Source organism: Antarcticimicrobium luteum (assembly GCF_004358185.1).
Classification (GTDB): Bacteria; Pseudomonadota; Alphaproteobacteria; order Rhodobacterales; family Rhodobacteraceae; genus Antarcticimicrobium; species Antarcticimicrobium luteum.
On sequence record NZ_SMUV01000072.1, the window covers coordinates 70,344 to 88,646 of the forward strand.

14 protein-coding genes are annotated in these 18,303 nt (G+C 66.5%); 5 read left to right on the plus strand and 9 right to left on the minus strand.

Annotation, left to right across the window (positions count from 1 at the left end):
- Nucleotides 1-15 precede the first annotated feature (15 nt).
- The 4 genes from E1832_RS17480 to E1832_RS17495 all read right to left on the minus strand — a co-directional run bounded on the left by E1832_RS17480 (nt 16) and on the right by E1832_RS17495 (nt 6,172).
- The gene (locus tag E1832_RS17480) at nt 16-1,947 is read right to left on the minus strand and encodes an acetyl-CoA carboxylase biotin carboxylase subunit (protein ID WP_133361061.1); all 1,932 of its coding nucleotides are present in this window, start codon (nt 1,945-1,947) and stop codon (nt 16-18) included.
- Nucleotides 1,948-2,074: 127 nt separating this feature from the next.
- Nucleotides 2,075-3,049 (minus strand): NAD(P)H-dependent flavin oxidoreductase, encoded by a 975-nt coding sequence (locus tag E1832_RS17485; protein WP_133361062.1) that lies wholly within the window; start codon nt 3,047-3,049, stop codon nt 2,075-2,077.
- Nucleotides 3,050-3,083: 34 nt separating this feature from the next.
- The gene (locus tag E1832_RS17490; protein ID WP_133361063.1) at nt 3,084-4,688 is read right to left on the minus strand and encodes a carboxyl transferase domain-containing protein; all 1,605 of its coding nucleotides are present in this window, start codon (nt 4,686-4,688) and stop codon (nt 3,084-3,086) included.
- A complete protein-coding gene (locus tag E1832_RS17495) occupies nt 4,685-6,172 on the minus strand; it encodes an AMP-binding protein (protein WP_133361242.1) in 1,488 nt (495 codons plus the stop codon). Before E1832_RS17495 ends, E1832_RS17490 begins: the two co-directional genes overlap by 4 nt.
- 197 nt (nt 6,173-6,369) lie before the next feature.
- On the opposite strand from E1832_RS17495, the gene E1832_RS17500 reads away from it, so the two are divergent.
- Nucleotides 6,370-6,975 carry an OmpW/AlkL family protein gene (locus E1832_RS17500; RefSeq protein WP_133361064.1) on the plus strand — a complete coding sequence of 202 codons (606 nt, stop codon included), beginning with the start codon at nt 6,370-6,372 and terminating at the stop codon, nt 6,973-6,975.
- Nucleotides 6,976-7,070: 95 nt separating this feature from the next.
- On the opposite strand, the gene E1832_RS17505 is transcribed toward E1832_RS17500, so the two are convergent.
- From E1832_RS17505 to E1832_RS17515, 3 genes are all read right to left on the minus strand, one after another.
- Nucleotides 7,071-8,234 (minus strand): isovaleryl-CoA dehydrogenase, encoded by a 1,164-nt coding sequence (locus E1832_RS17505; RefSeq protein WP_133361065.1) that lies wholly within the window; start codon nt 8,232-8,234, stop codon nt 7,071-7,073.
- A 91-nt stretch (nt 8,235-8,325) separates the two neighbouring features.
- Nucleotides 8,326-9,846 (minus strand): PAS domain-containing sensor histidine kinase, encoded by a 1,521-nt coding sequence (locus E1832_RS17510; RefSeq protein ID WP_133361066.1) that lies wholly within the window; start codon nt 9,844-9,846, stop codon nt 8,326-8,328.
- A 281-nt stretch (nt 9,847-10,127) separates the two neighbouring features.
- A complete protein-coding gene (locus E1832_RS17515; RefSeq protein WP_133361067.1) occupies nt 10,128-11,333 on the minus strand; it encodes a DegT/DnrJ/EryC1/StrS family aminotransferase in 1,206 nt (401 codons plus the stop codon).
- Between the two features lie 313 nt (nt 11,334-11,646).
- Here E1832_RS17515 and E1832_RS17520 point away from each other — a divergent pair, with 313 nt between their 5' ends.
- Nucleotides 11,647-12,951: an MmgE/PrpD family protein gene (locus tag E1832_RS17520; protein WP_133361068.1), complete on the plus strand. Its 1,305-nt coding sequence runs from the start codon at nt 11,647-11,649 to the stop codon at nt 12,949-12,951.
- Here the strand turns inward: E1832_RS17520 and E1832_RS17525 are convergent.
- Nucleotides 12,927-13,598 (minus strand): HAD-IA family hydrolase, encoded by a 672-nt coding sequence (locus E1832_RS17525; protein WP_133361069.1) that lies wholly within the window; start codon nt 13,596-13,598, stop codon nt 12,927-12,929. The two genes, E1832_RS17520 and E1832_RS17525, sit on opposite strands and share 25 nt — an antisense overlap.
- 130 nt (nt 13,599-13,728) lie before the next feature.
- On the opposite strand from E1832_RS17525, the gene glmU reads away from it, so the two are divergent.
- From glmU to E1832_RS17540, 3 genes are all read left to right on the plus strand, one after another.
- Nucleotides 13,729-15,084 (plus strand): bifunctional UDP-N-acetylglucosamine diphosphorylase/glucosamine-1-phosphate N-acetyltransferase GlmU, encoded by a 1,356-nt coding sequence (gene glmU / locus E1832_RS17530; protein ID WP_133361070.1) that lies wholly within the window; start codon nt 13,729-13,731, stop codon nt 15,082-15,084.
- Nucleotides 15,084-16,907, plus strand: a complete 1,824-nt coding sequence (gene glmS, locus E1832_RS17535) for a glutamine--fructose-6-phosphate transaminase (isomerizing) (RefSeq protein ID WP_133361071.1) — start codon at nt 15,084-15,086, stop codon at nt 16,905-16,907. The genes glmU and glmS overlap by 1 nt, the downstream gene beginning before the upstream one ends.
- Before the next feature lie 126 nt (nt 16,908-17,033).
- Nucleotides 17,034-17,741: a DNA alkylation repair protein gene (locus E1832_RS17540; RefSeq protein WP_133361072.1), complete on the plus strand. Its 708-nt coding sequence runs from the start codon at nt 17,034-17,036 to the stop codon at nt 17,739-17,741.
- Here the strand turns inward: E1832_RS17540 and E1832_RS17545 are convergent.
- Nucleotides 17,726-18,226, minus strand: coding sequence for a hypothetical protein (locus E1832_RS17545; protein WP_245514031.1), 501 nt, complete (start codon nt 18,224-18,226; stop codon nt 17,726-17,728). The genes E1832_RS17540 and E1832_RS17545 overlap by 16 nt on opposite strands.
- Between the last annotated feature and the right edge of the window lie 77 nt (nt 18,227-18,303).

The window sequence follows — 18,303 nt, forward strand, 5'->3', positions numbered from 1 at the left end:
CCAGAGGCGCGCCCCTCAGTCCTCTTCGTCCTCCAGACGGACCAGCGCCGCCCCGGCCTCGACCTGCGATCCCGCCGCGGCCAGAACCTCGGCGACCACGCCGTCGCGCGCGGCGGTCAGCGTATGCTCCATCTTCATCGCCTCCAGAACGGCAAGCTTCTGACCCGCCTCCACCGAATCTCCGGCGGCGACGAAAACCGCCTTGACCAGCCCCGGCATTGGCGCCTCGATCAGGTTGCCGGCCGCCGCTCCCTCTGCCGCGCGGTCGAGCGGATCGATCACGGTGAACACCGATCCCGGCCCGTCGAAGAGGGTGATCTCCGACCCGGTCCGCGCCATCGGAACCGCGCGCGCACCATCCAGGCGCCAGCCGGCGTCGTCGCGCCGCGCGTCGACCTCCCGGCCATCCACCACGATCCGGGCGTTGTCCGGCCCGCTCGACCGGATCACGGCCGAGATCTCCTCGTCCGCGTGTTTCAGCGTCACGCTTCGTGCCAGCGGCGCCCAGAGGGTAAAGCCGGTCATCGGTCCCGCCAGCCCGGCGGCGGCGAGCGCCGCCTGCGCCACCAGCCGCGGCGCGGGCGGAACGGATCGAGTCAGCGCGTCCAGATCGCGCTCGATCAGTCCGGTATCGACGTCACCCGCCGCGAACCCCGCATGCCGTGTCAGCGCGCCGAGGAAGGCCAGGTTGGTGACCGATCCCGCAACCTCGCTCTGTTCCAGCGCACGGGTCATGCGGGCCAGGGCGATCGCCCGGGTCGGACCATCGGTGATCACCTTTGCGATCATCGGATCGTAGAACGGGCTGATGGTGTCCCCCGCCCGCACGCCGCTGTCGATACGAACGCCTGCGGGAAACTCCAGATGGGTCAGCGTGCCGGTCGCGGGCAGGAACCCCTTGGGCACATCCTCGGCATAAAGCCGGGATTCGAAGGCATGGCCGCTGAGCGTGATCTGATCCTGCGCCAGCGGCAGCGGCTCGCCGGCCGCGACGCGGAGCTGCCATTCGACAAGGTCGATGCCGGTGATCGCCTCGGTCACCGGATGTTCGACCTGAAGCCGCGTGTTCATCTCCATGAACCAGAACCGGTCGGAGCGCAGCCCGTCGGAGCCGTCGACGATAAACTCGATGGTGCCCGCGCCCTTGTAACCGATGGCGCGGGCAGCCCGCACCGCGGCCTCGCCCATCGCCGCGCGCATTTCCTGCGTCATGCCGGGCGCCGGGGCCTCTTCGATCACTTTCTGGTGGCGGCGCTGGAGCGAGCAGTCGCGTTCAAAGAGGTGCACCGCCTCGGTGCCGTCGCCAAAGACCTGCACCTCGATATGGCGCGGCTTTTCGACGTATTTCTCGATCAGCACGGCCTCGTTGCCAAAGGCGGTGCGGGCCTCGCCCTTTGCGCTCTCAAGCGCCGCGGCGAAATCCTCGGGGCGCGTCACCTTGCGCATACCCTTGCCACCGCCGCCAGCCACCGCCTTGATCAGCACCGGATAGCCGATGGTGTCGGCGGCGCCCGACAGATGCTCGGGGTCCTGGTTCTGCCCGTGATAGCCTGGCACGACCGGAACCCCGGCCTCTTCCATCAGCTTCTTGGCGGCGTCTTTCAGCCCCATGGCGCGGATCGCCTGCGCCGAGGGGCCGATGAAGGTGAGCCCGGCGGTCTCCACCGCCTCGACGAAATCGGGGTTTTCGGACAAAAAACCATAGCCGGGGTGGATCGCCCGGGCGCCGGTGACCAGCGCGGCCTGGATGATCACATCGCCGCGCAGATAGCTTTCGGCCGGAGCCGAGGCGCCGATATGTACGCTTTCATCGGCCAATTGTACATGTTTGGCCCCCGCGTCGGCGTCGGAATAGACCGCCACCGTCCGCACCCCGAGGGCGCGGGCGCTCTCGATCACGCGGCAGGCGATTTCGCCGCGATTGGCGATCAGGATCTTGGAGAACATGCGTCAGGTCCTTTCATCTGCCGCGGAGCCGGGGCGCTGCCCCTCGTCATTGTCGCTTGGACCAATGGCGCGCCAAGGGCGACCCCCGGAATATTTGAGGTAAGAGGAAGAAGGAAAACGGCGCGCGTCATTGCACCCGCCTTTTCCAGCCGCCGGCGAGCAGCGCCTCGGCCTTCGTGACCATGGCGGTCAGGATGTCTGCCGCCGGCGGGCGGTCGTGGATCAGCCCGGCGGCCTCGCCCACAAAGGTATTGGCGCGGGCCGGATCGCCGGCGTCCCAGCCTTTTTTCCAATCGGCGGCAATCGCATCGGCATGGGCGGCCAGCCCCTCGGGGTCGTCGTGCCAACGCTCGGTGACCGGGTTTTTCAGCACCCGCGCGGTGAACCGGCCGGGCCAGGTCAGACCACGCGCCACGTCCATCACCGTGCTGCGGATGGTGTCGTCGCCGCTGGCGGCGATGGCGGCCTCGGTCATGCCGGGCGCGGCGAGCGATTCCGCGCTGGCCCAGAACCGCGAGCCGACCAGCACACCGTCGGCACCCAGCATCAGGGCGGCGGCCAGCCCGCGGCCATCGGCGATGCCGCCGGCCGCGACCAGCAGGGTTTCGGGCGCGTTGGCGGCGAGCCAGTCGGCCACCTCCGGCACCAGCGTCAGCGTCGCGCGTTTCTCGCCATGCCCGCCCGCCTCGGCGCCCTGGGCGACGATCACATCCGCCCCTGCCCCGGCGGCCAGCCGGGCATCTGCCAGCGTCTGCACCTGGCAGATCAGCGGGATGCCTGCGGCGCGGATGCGGGGCGCGAAGGACGTGGGATCGCCGAAGGAGAGGAAGATCGCGGCGGGTTTGCGCGCCAGCACATCATCCAGAAGATCCGGCGTTTCCGCCAGCCTCCAGGTGATGAAGCCACAGCCGACGGCGGTGTTGCCCGCCGCGCCAAACTCCCGCGCGATCCAATCGGCGTCGCAATAGGCGCCGCCGATCAGGCCCAGGCCCCCGGCACGGCTCACCGCCGCCGCCAGCCGCCCGCCGGTGGCCAGCGCCATCGGCGCGCAAAGCACCGGGTGGTCAATGCCGAAACGGTCTGTCAGTCGGGTTTCGATCATGGCGTGTCCCCCTTTGGTCCGCGTCCTGCCCACATTACATCCGGAACACGCCGAAGCGGGTGTCTTCGATCGGCGCGTTGAGCGCGGCGCTGAGGCTTAGGGCCAGCACCTGCCGCGTCTTGCGCGGGTCGACCACGCCGTCGTCCCAGAGCCGGGCGGCGGCGTAGAGCGGGTGCGACTGGCGTTCGAACATCTCCAGCGTCGGGCGTTTGAACTCGGCCTCCTCCTCGTCCGACCAGGTGCCGCCCGAGCGTTCGATGCCGTCGCGTTTCACCGTGGCGAGCACGCCGGCGGCCTGTTCGCCGCCCATCACCGAGATGCGGGAATTGGGCCAGGTCCACAGGAACCGTGGCTGATAGGCGCGGCCCGCCATACCGTAGTTGCCCGCCCCGAAGGAGCCGCCGACCAGCATGGTGATCTTGGGCACATTGGTGGTGGCGACAGCCGTGACCATCTTGGCGCCATGGCGCGCGATGCCCTCGTTCTCGTATTTACGCCCGACCATGAAGCCGGTGATGTTCTGCAGGAAAACCAGCGGGATATGACGCTGGCTGCAAAGCTCGACGAAATGGGCCACCTTCTGCGCAGCCTCGGAGAACAGCACGCCGTTGTTGGCCACGATCCCCACCGGGCAGCCCATGACATGGGCAAAGCCGGTGACGATGGTCTCGCCAAAGCGTGGCTTGAACTCGTCAAAGCGCGATCCGTCGACCACGCGCGCGATCACCTCGCGGATGTCATAGGGGGTGCGCAGCCCGGCCGGCACGGCACCGAGGATCTCGTCGGGGTCATAGGCGGGATCTTCCGGCGATTGCCATTGCACGGTCTGTGGTCTGGCGCGGTTGAGGTGGCTGACGGCCCGGCGGGCCAGCGCCAGCGCGTGGGCGTCGTCCTCGGCCAGGTAGTCGGCGACGCCGGAAAGGCGCGTATGCACGTCGCCGCCGCCCAGATCCTCGGCGCTGACCACCTCGCCGGTGGCCGCCTTGACCAGTGGCGGACCGGCCAGAAAGATGGTGCCCTGATCCTTGACGATGATGGTGACGTCCGACATCGCCGGCACATAGGCGCCGCCGGCGGTGCAGGAGCCCATCACCACGGCGATCTGCGGGATGCCACGGGCCGACATATTGGCCTGATTATAGAAGATGCGGCCGAAGTGGTCACGGTCGGGAAACACCTCGTCCTGCTGCGGCAGGTTGGCGCCGCCGCTGTCCACCAGATAGACGCATGGCAGGGCGCATTCGGCGGCGATCTCCTGCGCGCGCAGGTGCTTCTTGACCGTCATCGGGTAGTAAGTGCCGCCCTTTACCGTGGCGTCGTTGCAGACGACCATGACCTCTTGCCCGTGGACCCGGCCGATGCCGGCGATCACGCCGGCGCAGGGGGCAGCGTTGTCATACATGTCATGGGCGGCGGTGGCACCGATTTCGAGAAAGGGCGAGCCGGGATCAAGCAGGTTGGCCACCCGCTCGCGCGGCAGCATCTTGCCGCGCGAGACATGGCGCGCGCGGGATTTTTCGCCGCCGCCCTCGGCGGCCAGATCGGCGGCGGCGCGGATGGTTTCCAGCGCCTCCAGATGGGCGGCGCGGTTGGCCTGAAACTCCTCGGACGAGGGAATGATCTTGGACGTCAGTTTCATTGTTCGGCCTCCTGTTCCGCCGTAGCGCGGCGTTTCAATTCCTTGCGGATCACCTTGCCGGTGACCGTCATCGGCAGGGCATCGAGAAAGGTGATTTCCCTTGGGTACGAATAGCTTGCCAGACGATCCTTGACGTAGGACTGCAGCTCCTGCTCGGTCGCCTCGACACCGGGTTTCAGCACCACATAGGCCTTGACGATCTCGGTGCGCAGCGGATCGGGCTTGCCGACCACGCCGACGGTCGCAACCGCCGGATGGGTCATCAGGCAATCCTCGATCTCGGCCGGGCCGATGCGGTAGCCGGCAGAGGTGATCACATCGTCCTCGCGCCCGACAAACCGCAGATAGCCCCCTTCCCAGATGCCGCGATCACCGGTGATCAGCCAGTTGCCGCGAAACTTTTCGGCCGTGGCCTGCGGGTTGTTCCAGTATTCCAGCAGCATGGAGGCGGAACCGCGGCGCACGGCGACGTCGCCCTCCTCCATCGTCTCGTGGGCGTCTGCGTCCAGCACGGCGATCTCGTGCCCCGGCACCGGCTTGCCGATGCAGCCGGGGCGCGCGGGGAAATCGGCACCGCAACTGGAGACGATCATGTTGCATTCGGTCTGGCCGTAGAATTCGTTGATCTCGAGGCCAAAGGCGTGACGGCCCCAGGCCAGCATCTCGGCGCCCAGAGGCTCGCCCCCCGAGGCGATCGAGCGCAGGCCGGGGATACAGTGATCCGCCGCCTTCAGCATGCGCAGTGCGGTTGGCGGGAAAAACACATTCCTGACAGCAGCCTGCGCGATGATCTTTGCGGCGCCTTCCGGGCTGAATTTCTCCATCCGCGCGGCCACCACCGGCACGCCCAGCACCAGCCCCGGCATCAGAACATCAAAGAGACCACCGATCCACGCCCAGTCGGCGGGCGTCCAGAGGCAATCGCCGGGCTGGCCCAGATGATCGTGGCTGAGCGCGACGCCCGGCAGATGGCCGGTGAGCACCCGGTGCCCTTGCAGCGCACCCTTGGGGCTGCCGGTGGTGCCCGAGGTATAGATCAGGACGGCGGGATCCTCCGGCCCGGTGTCGGCGAAAGCGACCGGATCGCCTTCGAGGCCCGCTTCGTCGGCCATCAGCGGCCGGGCCAGATCGCCGAGCAATGCGGCCCCCTCCGGGTCGGTCAGCACCAGGCGCGCGCCGGCATCCCCGACCCGGCTGCGCAGCGCGTCCTGCTTGAAGAGTTTGAACAAGGGCACGGAAATCGCGCCGATTTTCCAGATCGCCAGATGCGCCGCGGCGCACCAGGGCGATTGGCTGAGCAGCACGCCCACCCTGTCACCGCGCGCCACCCCCTCGGCCAGCAGCCGGCGGGAGAGGCCGTCGGCCATGTCCGCCAATGCGCCCCGGGTCACGTCGCGGCGGTCCGCTCCGGTCAGATCGATCACCGCCAGCGCCTCGCCGGACCCGCCCAGCGCCTGCGCCGCCATGTTCAGCCGTGGCGGCATGTCCCAGCCGCCCGCTGAGGTCAATCCGGGTATGATCCTGGCGGAAGTCACAGTGCACCCAATTGAAAATTATACATTTTTCTATCTTCCGAATAGATTTCGCCAGCTCCGGACCCGCGCCCGAGTTGATCCAGATCAGCGTTCGCCGCCGCGACCGGCGCAATGGTCCGGCCACAAACATAAGAAAGGACAGAACGATGACACGCCAAACCGCTGTACTGCTTTTTTCCACCGCCCTGGCTGCGGCTCTCGCCGGGCCGCTGGCGGCGCAGTCCAAGGGGGATTGGACGGTTGGTGTCGGGTTCGGCTATGTCGTTCCTAAATCCGACAACGGCACACTGGCCGGCGGGGCTGCGACCATCGGCGAGAGCGCTCGCCCGACGTTTACGGGTGAATATTTCTTCCGCGACAATTGGGGGATCGAGCTGCTGGCGGCCGCGCCGTTCAAACATGACGTCAACATCGGCGGGGCCTACGCCGCGACGGTCAAGCAACTGCCGCCGACGCTGTCGGTGAACTATCACTTCCCCACGCAGACGGCCTTTGCCCCCTTTGTCGGCCTCGGTTTGAACTACACCACCTTCTTCGACGAGACCTCGCCGCTGGGCGTTGTCCGGGTCGAGGATTCCCTTGGGCTGGCGGCGCATGCCGGTCTCGACTATGCGATCAGCGACCGCGGTTCGCTTCGGATGGATGTCCGCTGGGTCAACATCAACTCGGATGTGACATTGAACGGCGCCTATATCGGCGAGGCCGAGATCGACCCGCTGGTCTGGGGCATTTCCTACGTCCACCGCTTCTGATCCTCCCACCGGCGCCGGGCGGCCTGCCCGGCGTTGTCGATCGGTCCGCGCGTCTCCCTCGGTCGCGCGGACCGTTTGCGTTTCAGGGCCGCCGATCAGGCCATAGCGCCCATCAGTTCGCGCCCGATCAGCATGCGGCGGATCTCGCTGGTGCCGGCACCGATCTCCATCAGCTTGGCGTCGCGGAAGATGCGGCTGACAGCGGCATCGGACAAAAAGCCCGCCCCGCCCATCGCCTGCACCGCCTGATGCGCCTGCTTCATCGCCTCCTCCGAGGCGTAAAGACAGCAGGCGGCGGCATCCTGGCGGGTGACGGTGCCCTTGTCGCAGGCCTTGGCGACCTCATAGACATAGGCGCGGGCCGAGTTCATCGCGGTATACATGTCGGCGATCTTGCCCTGCATCAGCTGGAAGTTCCCGATCGGCTGGCCGAACTGCTTGCGCTCGGCCAGATAGGGCATGATCTCGTCCAGGCAGGCGGCGATGATGCCGGTGCCGATACCGGCCAGAACCACGCGCTCATAATCGAGCCCGGACATCAGAACGCGCACGCCCTTGCCCTCTTCGCCCAGCACGTTTTCGAACGGCACTTCGCAATCGTCAAAGATCAGCTCGGCGGTGTTGGAGCCGCGCATCCCCAGCTTGTCGAAATGCGGCGAGGTGGAAAACCCCTTCATGGTCTTTTCGACGATAAAGGCGGTGATGCCTTTCGAGCCGGCCTCCGGGTCAGTCTTGGCATAGACCACCAGCGTATCGGCGTCCGGCCCGTTGGTGATCCAGTACTTGTTGCCGTTCAGCACATAGTAGCCGTTGCGCTTTTCCGCGCGCAGTTTCATCGACACCACGTCGGAGCCGGCGCCAGGTTCGCTCATCGCCAGCGCGCCCACATGCTCGCCCGAGATCAGCCCGGGCAGGTATTTCTTCTTCTGTTCCTCGCTGCCGTTCAGCTTGATCTGATTTACGCAGAGGTTGGAATGCGCCCCATAGGACAGCGAGACCGAGGCGGAGGCGCGCGCCACCTCCTCGACCGCGATGGTATGGGCCAGATAGGACATGCCGGCACCGCCGTATTCCTCGGACACGGTGATCCCAAGCAGACCCAGATCGCCCATTTCCCGCCAAAGCTCGGCCGGAAAGTTGTTGCTGCGGTCGATCTCGGCCGCCATCGGCTTGACCCGCTCCTGCGCCCAGCGATGCACCGCATCACGAAGCGCGTTCACATCCTCGCCCAGATCGAATTGCATTGTCGCGTTGAACATGGCCCCTCCGGCGCGTTTAATGAACGTTTGTTCATTTAATAAGTGCAAGAAGTGAGTCGCGTCAAGCGCGGCTTGTCACTCGGGCCCGACGTCAGCTGTCGCCAGGATGCTCCGACACGGTTCCGATATGCGCGATCAGATAAAACGACACCTCGGTACCTTCGCCCTCGACGCTGCGCAGCTCGATCGAGCCGCCGTGTTCCTCGACGATGGAACGCGCGATGGCCAGACCGACGCCCGCGCCATCCGAGCGGCGAGTATCGGACGAATCCGCCTGGGTGAAAGGCGTGAACATCTGCGGCAGGAAATGTTTCGGGATGCCGACGCCGGTGTCGATAACCCGGACCGAGACCCGGGCACCGTCCCGGTGGGCATGAACCGTGACCTCGCCGCCATCGTGGGAGAACTTTACCGCATTCGACAGCAGGATGCCGAACACCTTGGACAAGCCCACGACATCGGCTTTGACATGAAGCAGGTCGTCGGCGACCTGCACCCTGACCTGCACCCCCTTCGCGGGCTTGTAGGACGCGATATCCGAAACGGCAGCCTCGATTACCCGGCAAAGGTCGACCGTCGCCAGGTTGGATGTCATCCGACCGGTGGCGATCCGCTCCATGTCCAGCAGGTTCTCGATCAATCCCTCAAGGCGCGCGGTATTCTTCAGTCCCATTTCCGCCAGTTGCCCGGCCTGCTCGGGTGTCTTGCGCTGCACCCCGGTCTTGATCAGGCCAAATGCGCCCTTGATCGCGGTCAGCGGCGTGCGCAGCTCGTGGCTGACATTGGCGACAAACTGCTGTTTGGCGACCTCGGCCTGCTTGCGCTGGCTGATATTGCGCACATGGGCCAGGAACCGCGGGTTTTCGTCGGCCGGGCGGATCAATTGTATCGTCACCTCTACCGGGGTGGTGCGGCCGTCACGGCGCATTTGCTCGGCCTCGAAGGTGGTCCATTTGCGCCCCCCCGAGATGAGTGGCGCCAGCCGATCGCAAAGTGCCTGTTCCGAAACACCGTGGAGCATCTTGAACGAGGTCAGATTGGTCATCGTGCTGCCCAGTGACCGCAACCGGATCCGCCCGCTTCGGTTCACGTAGAACACCTTCAGCGTGTCGGGCCAGAACAGGTAAATCTCATCCTTGATGAGATCGAAGGACATCTGCCTCTGCAACTGCGCCTCGGCCTGCTTGACGTCGGTGATATCCGTATGGATGGACAGGAATTTTTCCGGCCGGCCGCTGGGCGAGAAAAAAGGCACCACCGTCGCCTTGACCCAATAGGGTTCGCCGTTCTTGCGGATGTGCTTGATCTCTCCGCTCCAGGTCTTGCCACTGGAGATCGTCGCCCAAAGCGCGTCATAGAACGCCTGCGGATGCTCTTCCGACCGCAGGATGCGGTGGGTCTGGCCGATCAACTCGTCCTTCGCATAGCCGCTGATCTCGGCGAAGAGATCGTTTACATAGATGATTTTCTCATCGGCATCCGCAACGCTGACCAGCGCATGTTGATCCAGCGCATAGGCAAGAAAGCTTTCCCCGGCCCCGACGCCCGCCGACCGCCGAATGATCGTCGGGAAGAGAGTAGCCAAGTCCGGGTCGACCATCCTGCCAGTCATAACGTGCTCCTTGCTGCCGCCCCAAATCTTGGAGGGAGGATATTCTTTTTCTTGCCCGCTACTACTATAGGTTGCTATTGAAACTATAAGTCAACATTTAATTGAACTTGAAAACACGCGTCTCCGCATGGACTCTCTGCATGACAGGCAACGCCCGAAGGACGCCCGCCAACCCCAAAAGCCCTAATTTTCTGCGGAAAAATCGCCACTGATCACATGCGCCGAACCAGCACGCATCCTGAATCTGGCATACGTGCAGGCTCCGAATCAACCCCATATGTTCAGATGGCCGCTATACCATCTTGAAACACCACGCCAACCTCGGCGCGCAGGATTCGTGCAATCAGGGCGCAATCGGCAGGACTGAAGGTCAGCGGCACCCGCATGTCCAGAATCGCCGCCAGGATGCGATCGGTTCGCGGCATCGGCTCGCAGGGGGCATAGCGCCAGCTGTCATAGCGCGAGGTGAACCCCTGCGGCTCGGCCGCACCGAACCATTTCAGCTCGACCCCGCGCGCGGCACAGCGTTGCAGAACCGCTTCGATCTTCTGCTCCGGCCAGTCGAGCAGCAGAACCTGAAATGACGATCCGACATAGGTTTCCGTCTCTGGCCGCTCGATCACGGTCAAACCGGGTGTGCCGCGCAGCCCGGCCTCAAGGACCCTGTAGCGGTCGTTCCAGCGCCGCACCTGGGCGTCGAGGTCGCGCAGTTGTGGGCGCAGGATCGCGGCGCGCAGATTGTCCATCCGCCCCGATATGTTGGGGGTGTCATATTTGACCCGCTCGAACACCTCCGGACCCGGCGCGGCCAGATGGCGTTCATAAAGCATGTAGGATCCCGACAGGATAATCGCGCGCGCCGCGATCTCTTCGTCGTCGGTCACCAGCAGCCCGCCTTCGCCGGAGTTCACATGTTTGTAAGTCTGGCAGGAATAGCAGCCCACCGCGCCATGCCGCCCGGACGGCACCCCGTTCCAGGCCGCGCCCATGGTATGCGCGCAATCCTCTATCACTGTGATGCCGGCGGCATCGCAGATCTGCATCAGCCGGTCCATGTCGCAGATATGCCCGCGCATATGGCTGAGCAGCAGCACCCTGGCCTGCCCTGCTTTGGCCGCCAGATCGTCGAGGTCGAGGGTGAGCGCCTCGGTCACGCCCACGAAGACCGGCCGCGCCCCGATCGAGGCGATGGCGCCGGGCACCGGGGCCAGCGTGAAGGCGTTCGACAGCACCGGATCGCCCGGTTTCACCCCCGCCGCCCGCAGCGCGGTGGACAGCGCATAACCGCCCGAGGTCACCGCCAGGCAATATTTCGCCCCGACCTGCGCGGCGAACTCCTGCTCCAGCAGCGCGGCCTCGCCCAGCTCGCCCGGGGCCAGGTTGTAGCGGTGCAGGCGCCCATGGCGCAGAACCGCCAGCGCCGCCTCGATCCCGGCCTCGGGGATCGGCTCCTGCTGGGTGAAACTGCCTGTGAAGATCTCGGTCATGCGGCGTTTGTGCGGCGCGGATCGGGGACGGTCAAGAGCGGGCGGTCAGAATTCACAAAGGTGAAATGCGATGGGAGGGACGAGCAAAAATCATATCCGCGCCGGTGCCCGTGGAAACGCCATTCATTCCATCCCGCCCGGACGCGGGGCTGTCGCCCCCTCCGGCCTCAAACGGGCCACGGCAGGTTTGCACGACGGCCTCCGGCCCCGGGCCGGGCACGATCCTTCTGGTCCGCCTTTCATTGGACCGAACATGCAATTTCATGTCGCAAACGGAACAGCCGCCCCCTGCCCCCGCGCTCAGGCTGGCCGCATGACACCGCTCGAGCTTATCCACGGCCTGCACTGGTCAGATCTGCCGCCACCCGTTCAGGCGCGGGCCGAATTGGTCCTGCTCGACCTGATCGGCATCGCCGCCGGCGGCCACGGCACCCGCCTCAGCCACATCATCCGCGACCATGCCGCCGAAATGTTCGGCGGCAGCGCGCCGATGCTGTTCGATCATCGCCGCGCCAGCCCGCCCGGCGTTGCGCTGGCAGGCGGCATGATGATCGACTCGCTTGACGGCCATGACGGCTACAACCCTTCCAAGGGGCATATCGGCTGCGCGCTGTTCCCCGCCGCGCTGACGCTGGCACACCGGACCGGCGCCCCCGGGGCGGCGTTCCTCGCCACCCTGGTCATGGGCTATGAATTCGGCGCCCGCGCCGCCGAGGCGCTGCACGGCACGGCCGCGGATTTCCACACCTCGGGAAGCTGGGGCGCGGTGACGGCGGCGGCGGCCGCCGCCCGCCTGCTGAAGCTTGACCGCGAAACCACGCGCCACGCCCTCGGCATCGCCGAATACCACGGCCCGCGCAGCCAGATGATGCGCTGCATCGACCACCCGACCATGGTCAAGGACGGCTCTGGCTGGGGGTCGATGGCCGGCGTTTCCGCCGCGCTGCTGTCGCAGAAGGGGTTCACCGGCGCCCCTGCGGTGACGGTGGAAGACGCGCCCGAACACTGGGCCGATCTGGGCGACCGCTGGGCGATCCTGGAGCAGTATTTCAAACCCTACCCGGTCTGCCGCTGGGCCCATGCGCCGGTCGAAGCCGTGCTCGCCCTGCGCCGCGCCCATGACCTCGGCCCCGACCAGGTCGAGCGGATCGAGATCGAAACCTTTCACGAAGCCGTCCGCCTGGCGGTGAAAGAGCCGAAGCTCTCCGACGAGGCGCAATATTCCACCTCCTATCCCGCAGCGCTGGCGATGGTGCATGGCGGGATCCGGGCCGAGCATCTCGCCGACGATGCCCTGACCGATCCCGAGGTGATGCGTCTTTCGCGTTCGATGGTGCTGCGCGAATCCGACTTCGCCAATGCGGAATTTCCGCTGCGCCGCTTCGCCCGGGTCACGCTGGTGCTGCGCGGCGGGCGCGACGTGCATAGCGGCTGGGTCACCCCGCGCTGGGATCACACCGACCCGCCCAGCTCAGAGGAGCTGCGCGCGAAATATCACGACCTGGCCGACCCGGTGCTGGGCAGGTCCCGGGCCGATGCGATCGAAGATGCGCTTTCAACGTTGCCGAAAACCGGCCTCGCCCCGCTGACCGATCAGCTGTTCGCGCCGATCAGCTGAACCACCAGCGCCGGCAGATCCTCATAGCGTTCCAGCAGCGCCTCGGGTGCCAGCGCCGCCATATCCGCACCGGAGGGGCCGAAGGTGACCAGCACGGAGGGAACGCCGGCGGCCTTGGCGGTGTTGCGGTCGGTGTCGGAATCGCCCACCAGCAGCGTCTTCGCCGGATCGCCGCCCGCCCGCCGCGCGGCCTCGCGCAGGGGTTCGGGGTCGGGCTTGCGTACCGGCAGCGTATCGGCGCCGACAAGCGAGGCAAAGGCATCGCGCACCCCGAGGCGGCTGAGCAACAGATCGGCCAACCCCTCGGGCTTGTTGGTGCAGACACCGACGCCGTAACCGGAGGCGCTCAGCGCCGCCACCGCCTCCATCGCGCCGGGATAGAGCACCGTGCGGCGGTCGATATCCTCGGCATAGGCCTCCAGCAGCACCGGATAATAGGCCTCGACCACCTCCGGATCAAAGCGGCCCAGCCGCTCCAGCCCGACGCGCAGCATCCGCTTGCCGCCGCGCAGCGCAACGCCCTGATCGACGCCGGGGTCGAGCACGTCGCCCACCCCCATCTGCCGGAAACAGGTATTCGCTGCCGCGAGCAGATCGCCGGACGTATCGGCCAGCGTTCCGTCGAGATCGAAAATCACACTGCGCATTGCTCGCCCCCTCTCGGCATGTATCCGCCCATCCGTGTTGCAGCCCGCAACCTAGTTTGATCGCGCTAACGGTTGCGCCGGCATCCGCAGCGGATAAAACGGAGCCGAGCAAAAGACAAAGAGAAAACGCATGCGCACAGCCCTTGTCATCCTGGCCGCCGGAAAAGGCACCAGGATGAAATCCGACCTGCCCAAGGTTCTTCACCCGATCGGCCAGGCGCCGATGCTGGCCCATGCGATGCAGAGCGGCGCCGCCGTCGACCCGGAGCGCACGGTCATCGTGGCCGGACATGGCGCCGATCAGGTCGCCGCCGCCGTGGCCGAGATCGACGAGACCGCGCAGGTGGTGATCCAGCAGGAACAGCTTGGCACCGCCCATGCGGTCGACCAGGCCCGCGAGGCGCTGGCTGGGTTCGACGGCGATGTGGTCGTGCTCTATGGCGATACCCCCTTCATCCGGCCCGAAACGCTGGAGCGGATGGTCGCGGCGCGTCAGACCCACGATCTGGTCATCCTTGGTTTTGAGGCCGCAGATCCGGCCCGCTACGGCCGGTTGGTGATGGCGGGCGACCGGCTGGAGCGGATCGTCGAATTCAAGGACGCCACAGAGCAAGAGCGCGCGATAACCTTTTGCAACAGTGGGATTCTGGCCGGCGATGCCGCCACTCTGTTCGGCCTGATCGCGCAGGTCGAAAACAACAACGCCTCGCAGGAATATTATCTCACCGATGTGGTCGAACTGGCCCGCGCCAACGGCCTTGCGGTCACCGCCATCGCCTGCAGCGAGGAGGAGACGCTGGGCATCAACTCCCGGGCCGATCTGGCCGCTGCAGAGGCCGTGTTCCAGGCCCGCGCCCGCGCCGATCTGCTGGAAATCGGGGTCACCATGACCGCGCCGGACACTGTTCATCTGGCCCTGGACACCGTGATCGGCCGCGACGCGCTGATCGAGCCGAACGTGGTCTTCGGCCCCGGGGTAACGGTGGAATCCGGCGCCACGATCCGCGCCTTTTCGCATCTGGAGGGCTGCCATGTCAGCCGCGGCGCGGTGGTCGGCCCCTATGCCCGGCTGCGCCCCGGCGCGGAACTGGCCGAAGATGCCCGCGTCGGAAATTTCGTCGAGATCAAGAATGCCGAGATCGCCGAAGGCGCCAAGATCAATCACCTGAGCTATATTGGCGATGCCACGGTCGGCGCCGGCAGCAACATCGGCGCCGGCACTATCACCTGCAACTATGACGGGGTGATGAAGCACCGCACCGAGATCGGCGCCCGCGCCTTCATCGGATCGAACACCATGCTGGTCGCCCCGGTTTCGGTGGGCGACGGGGCGATGACGGCCAGCGGTTCGGTCATCACCCGCAACGTCGAGGCCGACGCGCTCGCCGTGGCCCGCGCAAGCCAGGAGAACAAGCCGGGCCGCGCCCGCAAATTGTTCGAAATGTTAAGGGCGCGAAAGGAACGACGCGCCAGAGAGGCGGAATAATGTGCGGAATTGTCGGGGTACTGGGCCGGCACGAGGCCGCGCCGATCCTGGTCGAGGCGCTGAAGCGGCTGGAGTATCGCGGCTATGACAGTGCCGGGATCGCCACCGTCAATGCCGGTGTGCTGGATCGCCGCCGGGCTGTGGGCAAGCTGGTCAATCTGAGCGATCTGCTGGTGCATCAGCCGCTGGCGGGTAAATCCGGCATCGGCCATACCCGCTGGGCCACCCACGGCGCGCCGACGGTGAACAACGCCCACCCGCACCGGGCCGGGGCTGTGGCGGTGGTTCACAACGGCATCATAGAGAATTTTCGCGACCTGCGCGCCGAACTGGCCGAGGATGGCATCGGCTTTCAGACCGACACCGATACCGAAACCGTGGCGCTGATGGCCGAGCGGTTCCTGAAGCTGGGGGAAACCCCGGTCGACGCGGCGATGAAGACCATCGACCGGCTCGAAGGGGCCTTTGCGCTGGCCTTTCTCTTTGATGGCGAGGACGATCTGATCATCGCCGCGCGCAAGGGCTCTCCGCTGGCGATCGGACATGGCGACGGCGAGATGTACGTGGGCTCCGACGCCATCGCACTGGCGCCGCTGACCGACCGCATCACCTATCTCGAAGAGGGCGACCGCGCCGTCGTCACCCGCACCTCGCTGGAGATCCGCGATGCCAACGGCGCGCTGGCCAACCGCCCAGTCAAGACCGTCCGCGTCGATACCGCCCGGGTGGACAAGGCCGGACACCGGCACTTCATGGCCAAGGAGATCGCCGAACAGCCCGCCGTTCTGGCCGAGGCGATCCGCCACTACCTGCCCGCCGACGAGGACGCCGTGCGCCTGCCTGGCGCAGGGCTCGATTTCTCCGGGGTCCAGCGGCTGACACTGGTGGCCTGCGGCACCGCCTATTACGCCTGCCTGACGGCGAAATACTGGTTCGAGAAACTCGCCCGCATCCCGGTCGAGGTCGATATCGCCAGCGAGTTCCGCTATCGCGAACCGCCGCTGCCGGCGGGCACCGTGGCGCTGTTCGTCAGCCAGTCGGGGGAAACCGCCGATACGCTGGCGGCGCTGCGTTATTGCAGGGGCAAGGCCGATCGCATCGTCTCGGTGGTCAATGTCCCCGAAAGCTCGATCGCACGGGAAAGCGATCTGGCGTTGCCGATCCATGCCGGCGTCGAGATCGGCGTCGCCTCGACCAAGGCGTTCACCTGCCAGCTCGCCGTGTTGCTGATCCTGGCGCTGAAGGCGGCCGCCGACCGGGGCGAGATGACCCCCGAGGCACTGTCCGATCACATCTCGGCGCTGCGCGGTCTGCCGCATCTGATGAACACGGCGCTGGAGGCCGATGACGAGATCCGCGACGCGGCTCAACAGCTCAGCAGCGCCCGCGACGTGCTGTTCCTGGGCCGTGGCCTGATGTTCCCCCTCGCCCTTGAGGGCGCGCTTAAACTCAAGGAAATCAGCTACATCCACGCCGAAGCTTATGCATCTGGAGAACTCAAGCACGGCCCCATCGCGCTGATCGATTCCATGATGCCGGTGGTGGTGATGGCGCCAAAGGACGCGCTGTTCGACAAGACGGTTTCGAACATGCAGGAGGTGATGGCGCGCGAAGGCAAGGTGATGCTGATCTCCAACCCCGCCGGTCTGGCTGCGGCGGGCGACGGCGTCTGGCTCTCCATCGCGATGCCCGATGTGCAGGACGCGGTCGCGCCGATCCTCTATGCGGTGCCGGCCCAGCTGTTGGCCTATCACACCGCCGTCGCCAAGGGGACCGATGTGGACCAGCCCCGCAACCTCGCCAAATCGGTGACGGTCGAATAGGAGGCATGGGATGATCAGGCGATATGGCACCGGGCAGCCGGGCCTGCATGGCCCCTCGCGGGCGGCGCGAACCGGGGACTTTTGGGGCCGGATCGTACAGCCGGGTCCGCCCGCAGGATCCCCGACATGACGCCGGACGAGGCCCTGGCCGAGTTGAAGGCGCATATCGAGCCGGGCCGCGCCGGGCAGATGGCCGCCTATCACAAGCAGAACCGCGAGGTTCTGGGCATCCCGAACCCGGCCACCAACGATCTGACCAGGACCTGGCGGCAGAGCCTGACGGTCGAGGAGCGTGTGGCGCTGGCCGACGCGCTTTGGCAGAGCGATATTTTCGAGGCCCGTCTGGCGGCGGCGAAACTCCTGACCCAGGCGCGGATCCGGCCCGATGACGCGGTCTGGGCACTGATCAAACGCTGGCTGCCGGATTTCGACAGCTGGGCGATCGCCGATCACGCCTGCATGGCGGCGCAGAAACGGCTGGTGGCCGAACCCGGCCGTCTGGACGAGGTGGAGGGCTGGACCCGGTCCGATCACATGTGGACCCGCCGCGCGGCACTGGTGGCCACCCTGCCCTGGACCAAGCAGAACCACCCCAAGCCCGCCGAACTGGAGGCGCGCGACCGCATCCTCGGCTGGGCCGCGAGTTACGTGCCCGACCGGAATTGGTTCATCCAGAAGGCCATCGCGTGGTGGCTGCGCGATCTGAGCAAGCATGACCCGGACCGCGTGCGCGCCTTTCTGGCCGAACATGGGGCGGCGATGAAACCCTTTGCCCGCAAAGAGGCCGGAAAATTCCTGCCCAAGGACCGGCCCGGCGATCAGCCGCCTGCGTAGACCTCGACCTCGATCAGATCGGTCAGCGGCACGCCCAGTGCGCGCATGGCCTCCAGCGACAGCCGGCTGCCCGCCGTCACCTCGCCGCCGGCCGGGAGCAGCGCCACCGCGACCCAGCGCCCGGTGGTGGGCCAGACCACGCGGCCCTTGCCGGCGGCGGTGACCAGCGGCGTTTCCAGCCAGAGCCCGGTGCGCGCCGGATCGCCAAGCCCGGCGACGGTGGCGCCCAGCCGGCCGTCAGCGGCGGGTTTCACCGCCGGCACCGGCGGCTCCTCCGGCAGCGCATCGGCCGCCGGGGGCAGCGGCGCCGGTGCTTTTGCAGCGGCCGCCCCCCGCGCCCTGTCCGTGTTCAGAACCCCGAGAGTGGCGACGGTGCTGAAGCTGTCGAGGCCACCGCGCACGGTCTCGCTCATGGTCTCGGCGATGCTGTTCGCCTGGGTGCAGCCCGTCATCAGGGCGAGGGAAAGGATCACCGCATGTCTCATGGCCGCGACCATATCGGTCCACTTGCGGGCCTGCCAGAGCCAATCCCCCTTGCCGCGCCGCCGGTCCCGCTTTACCT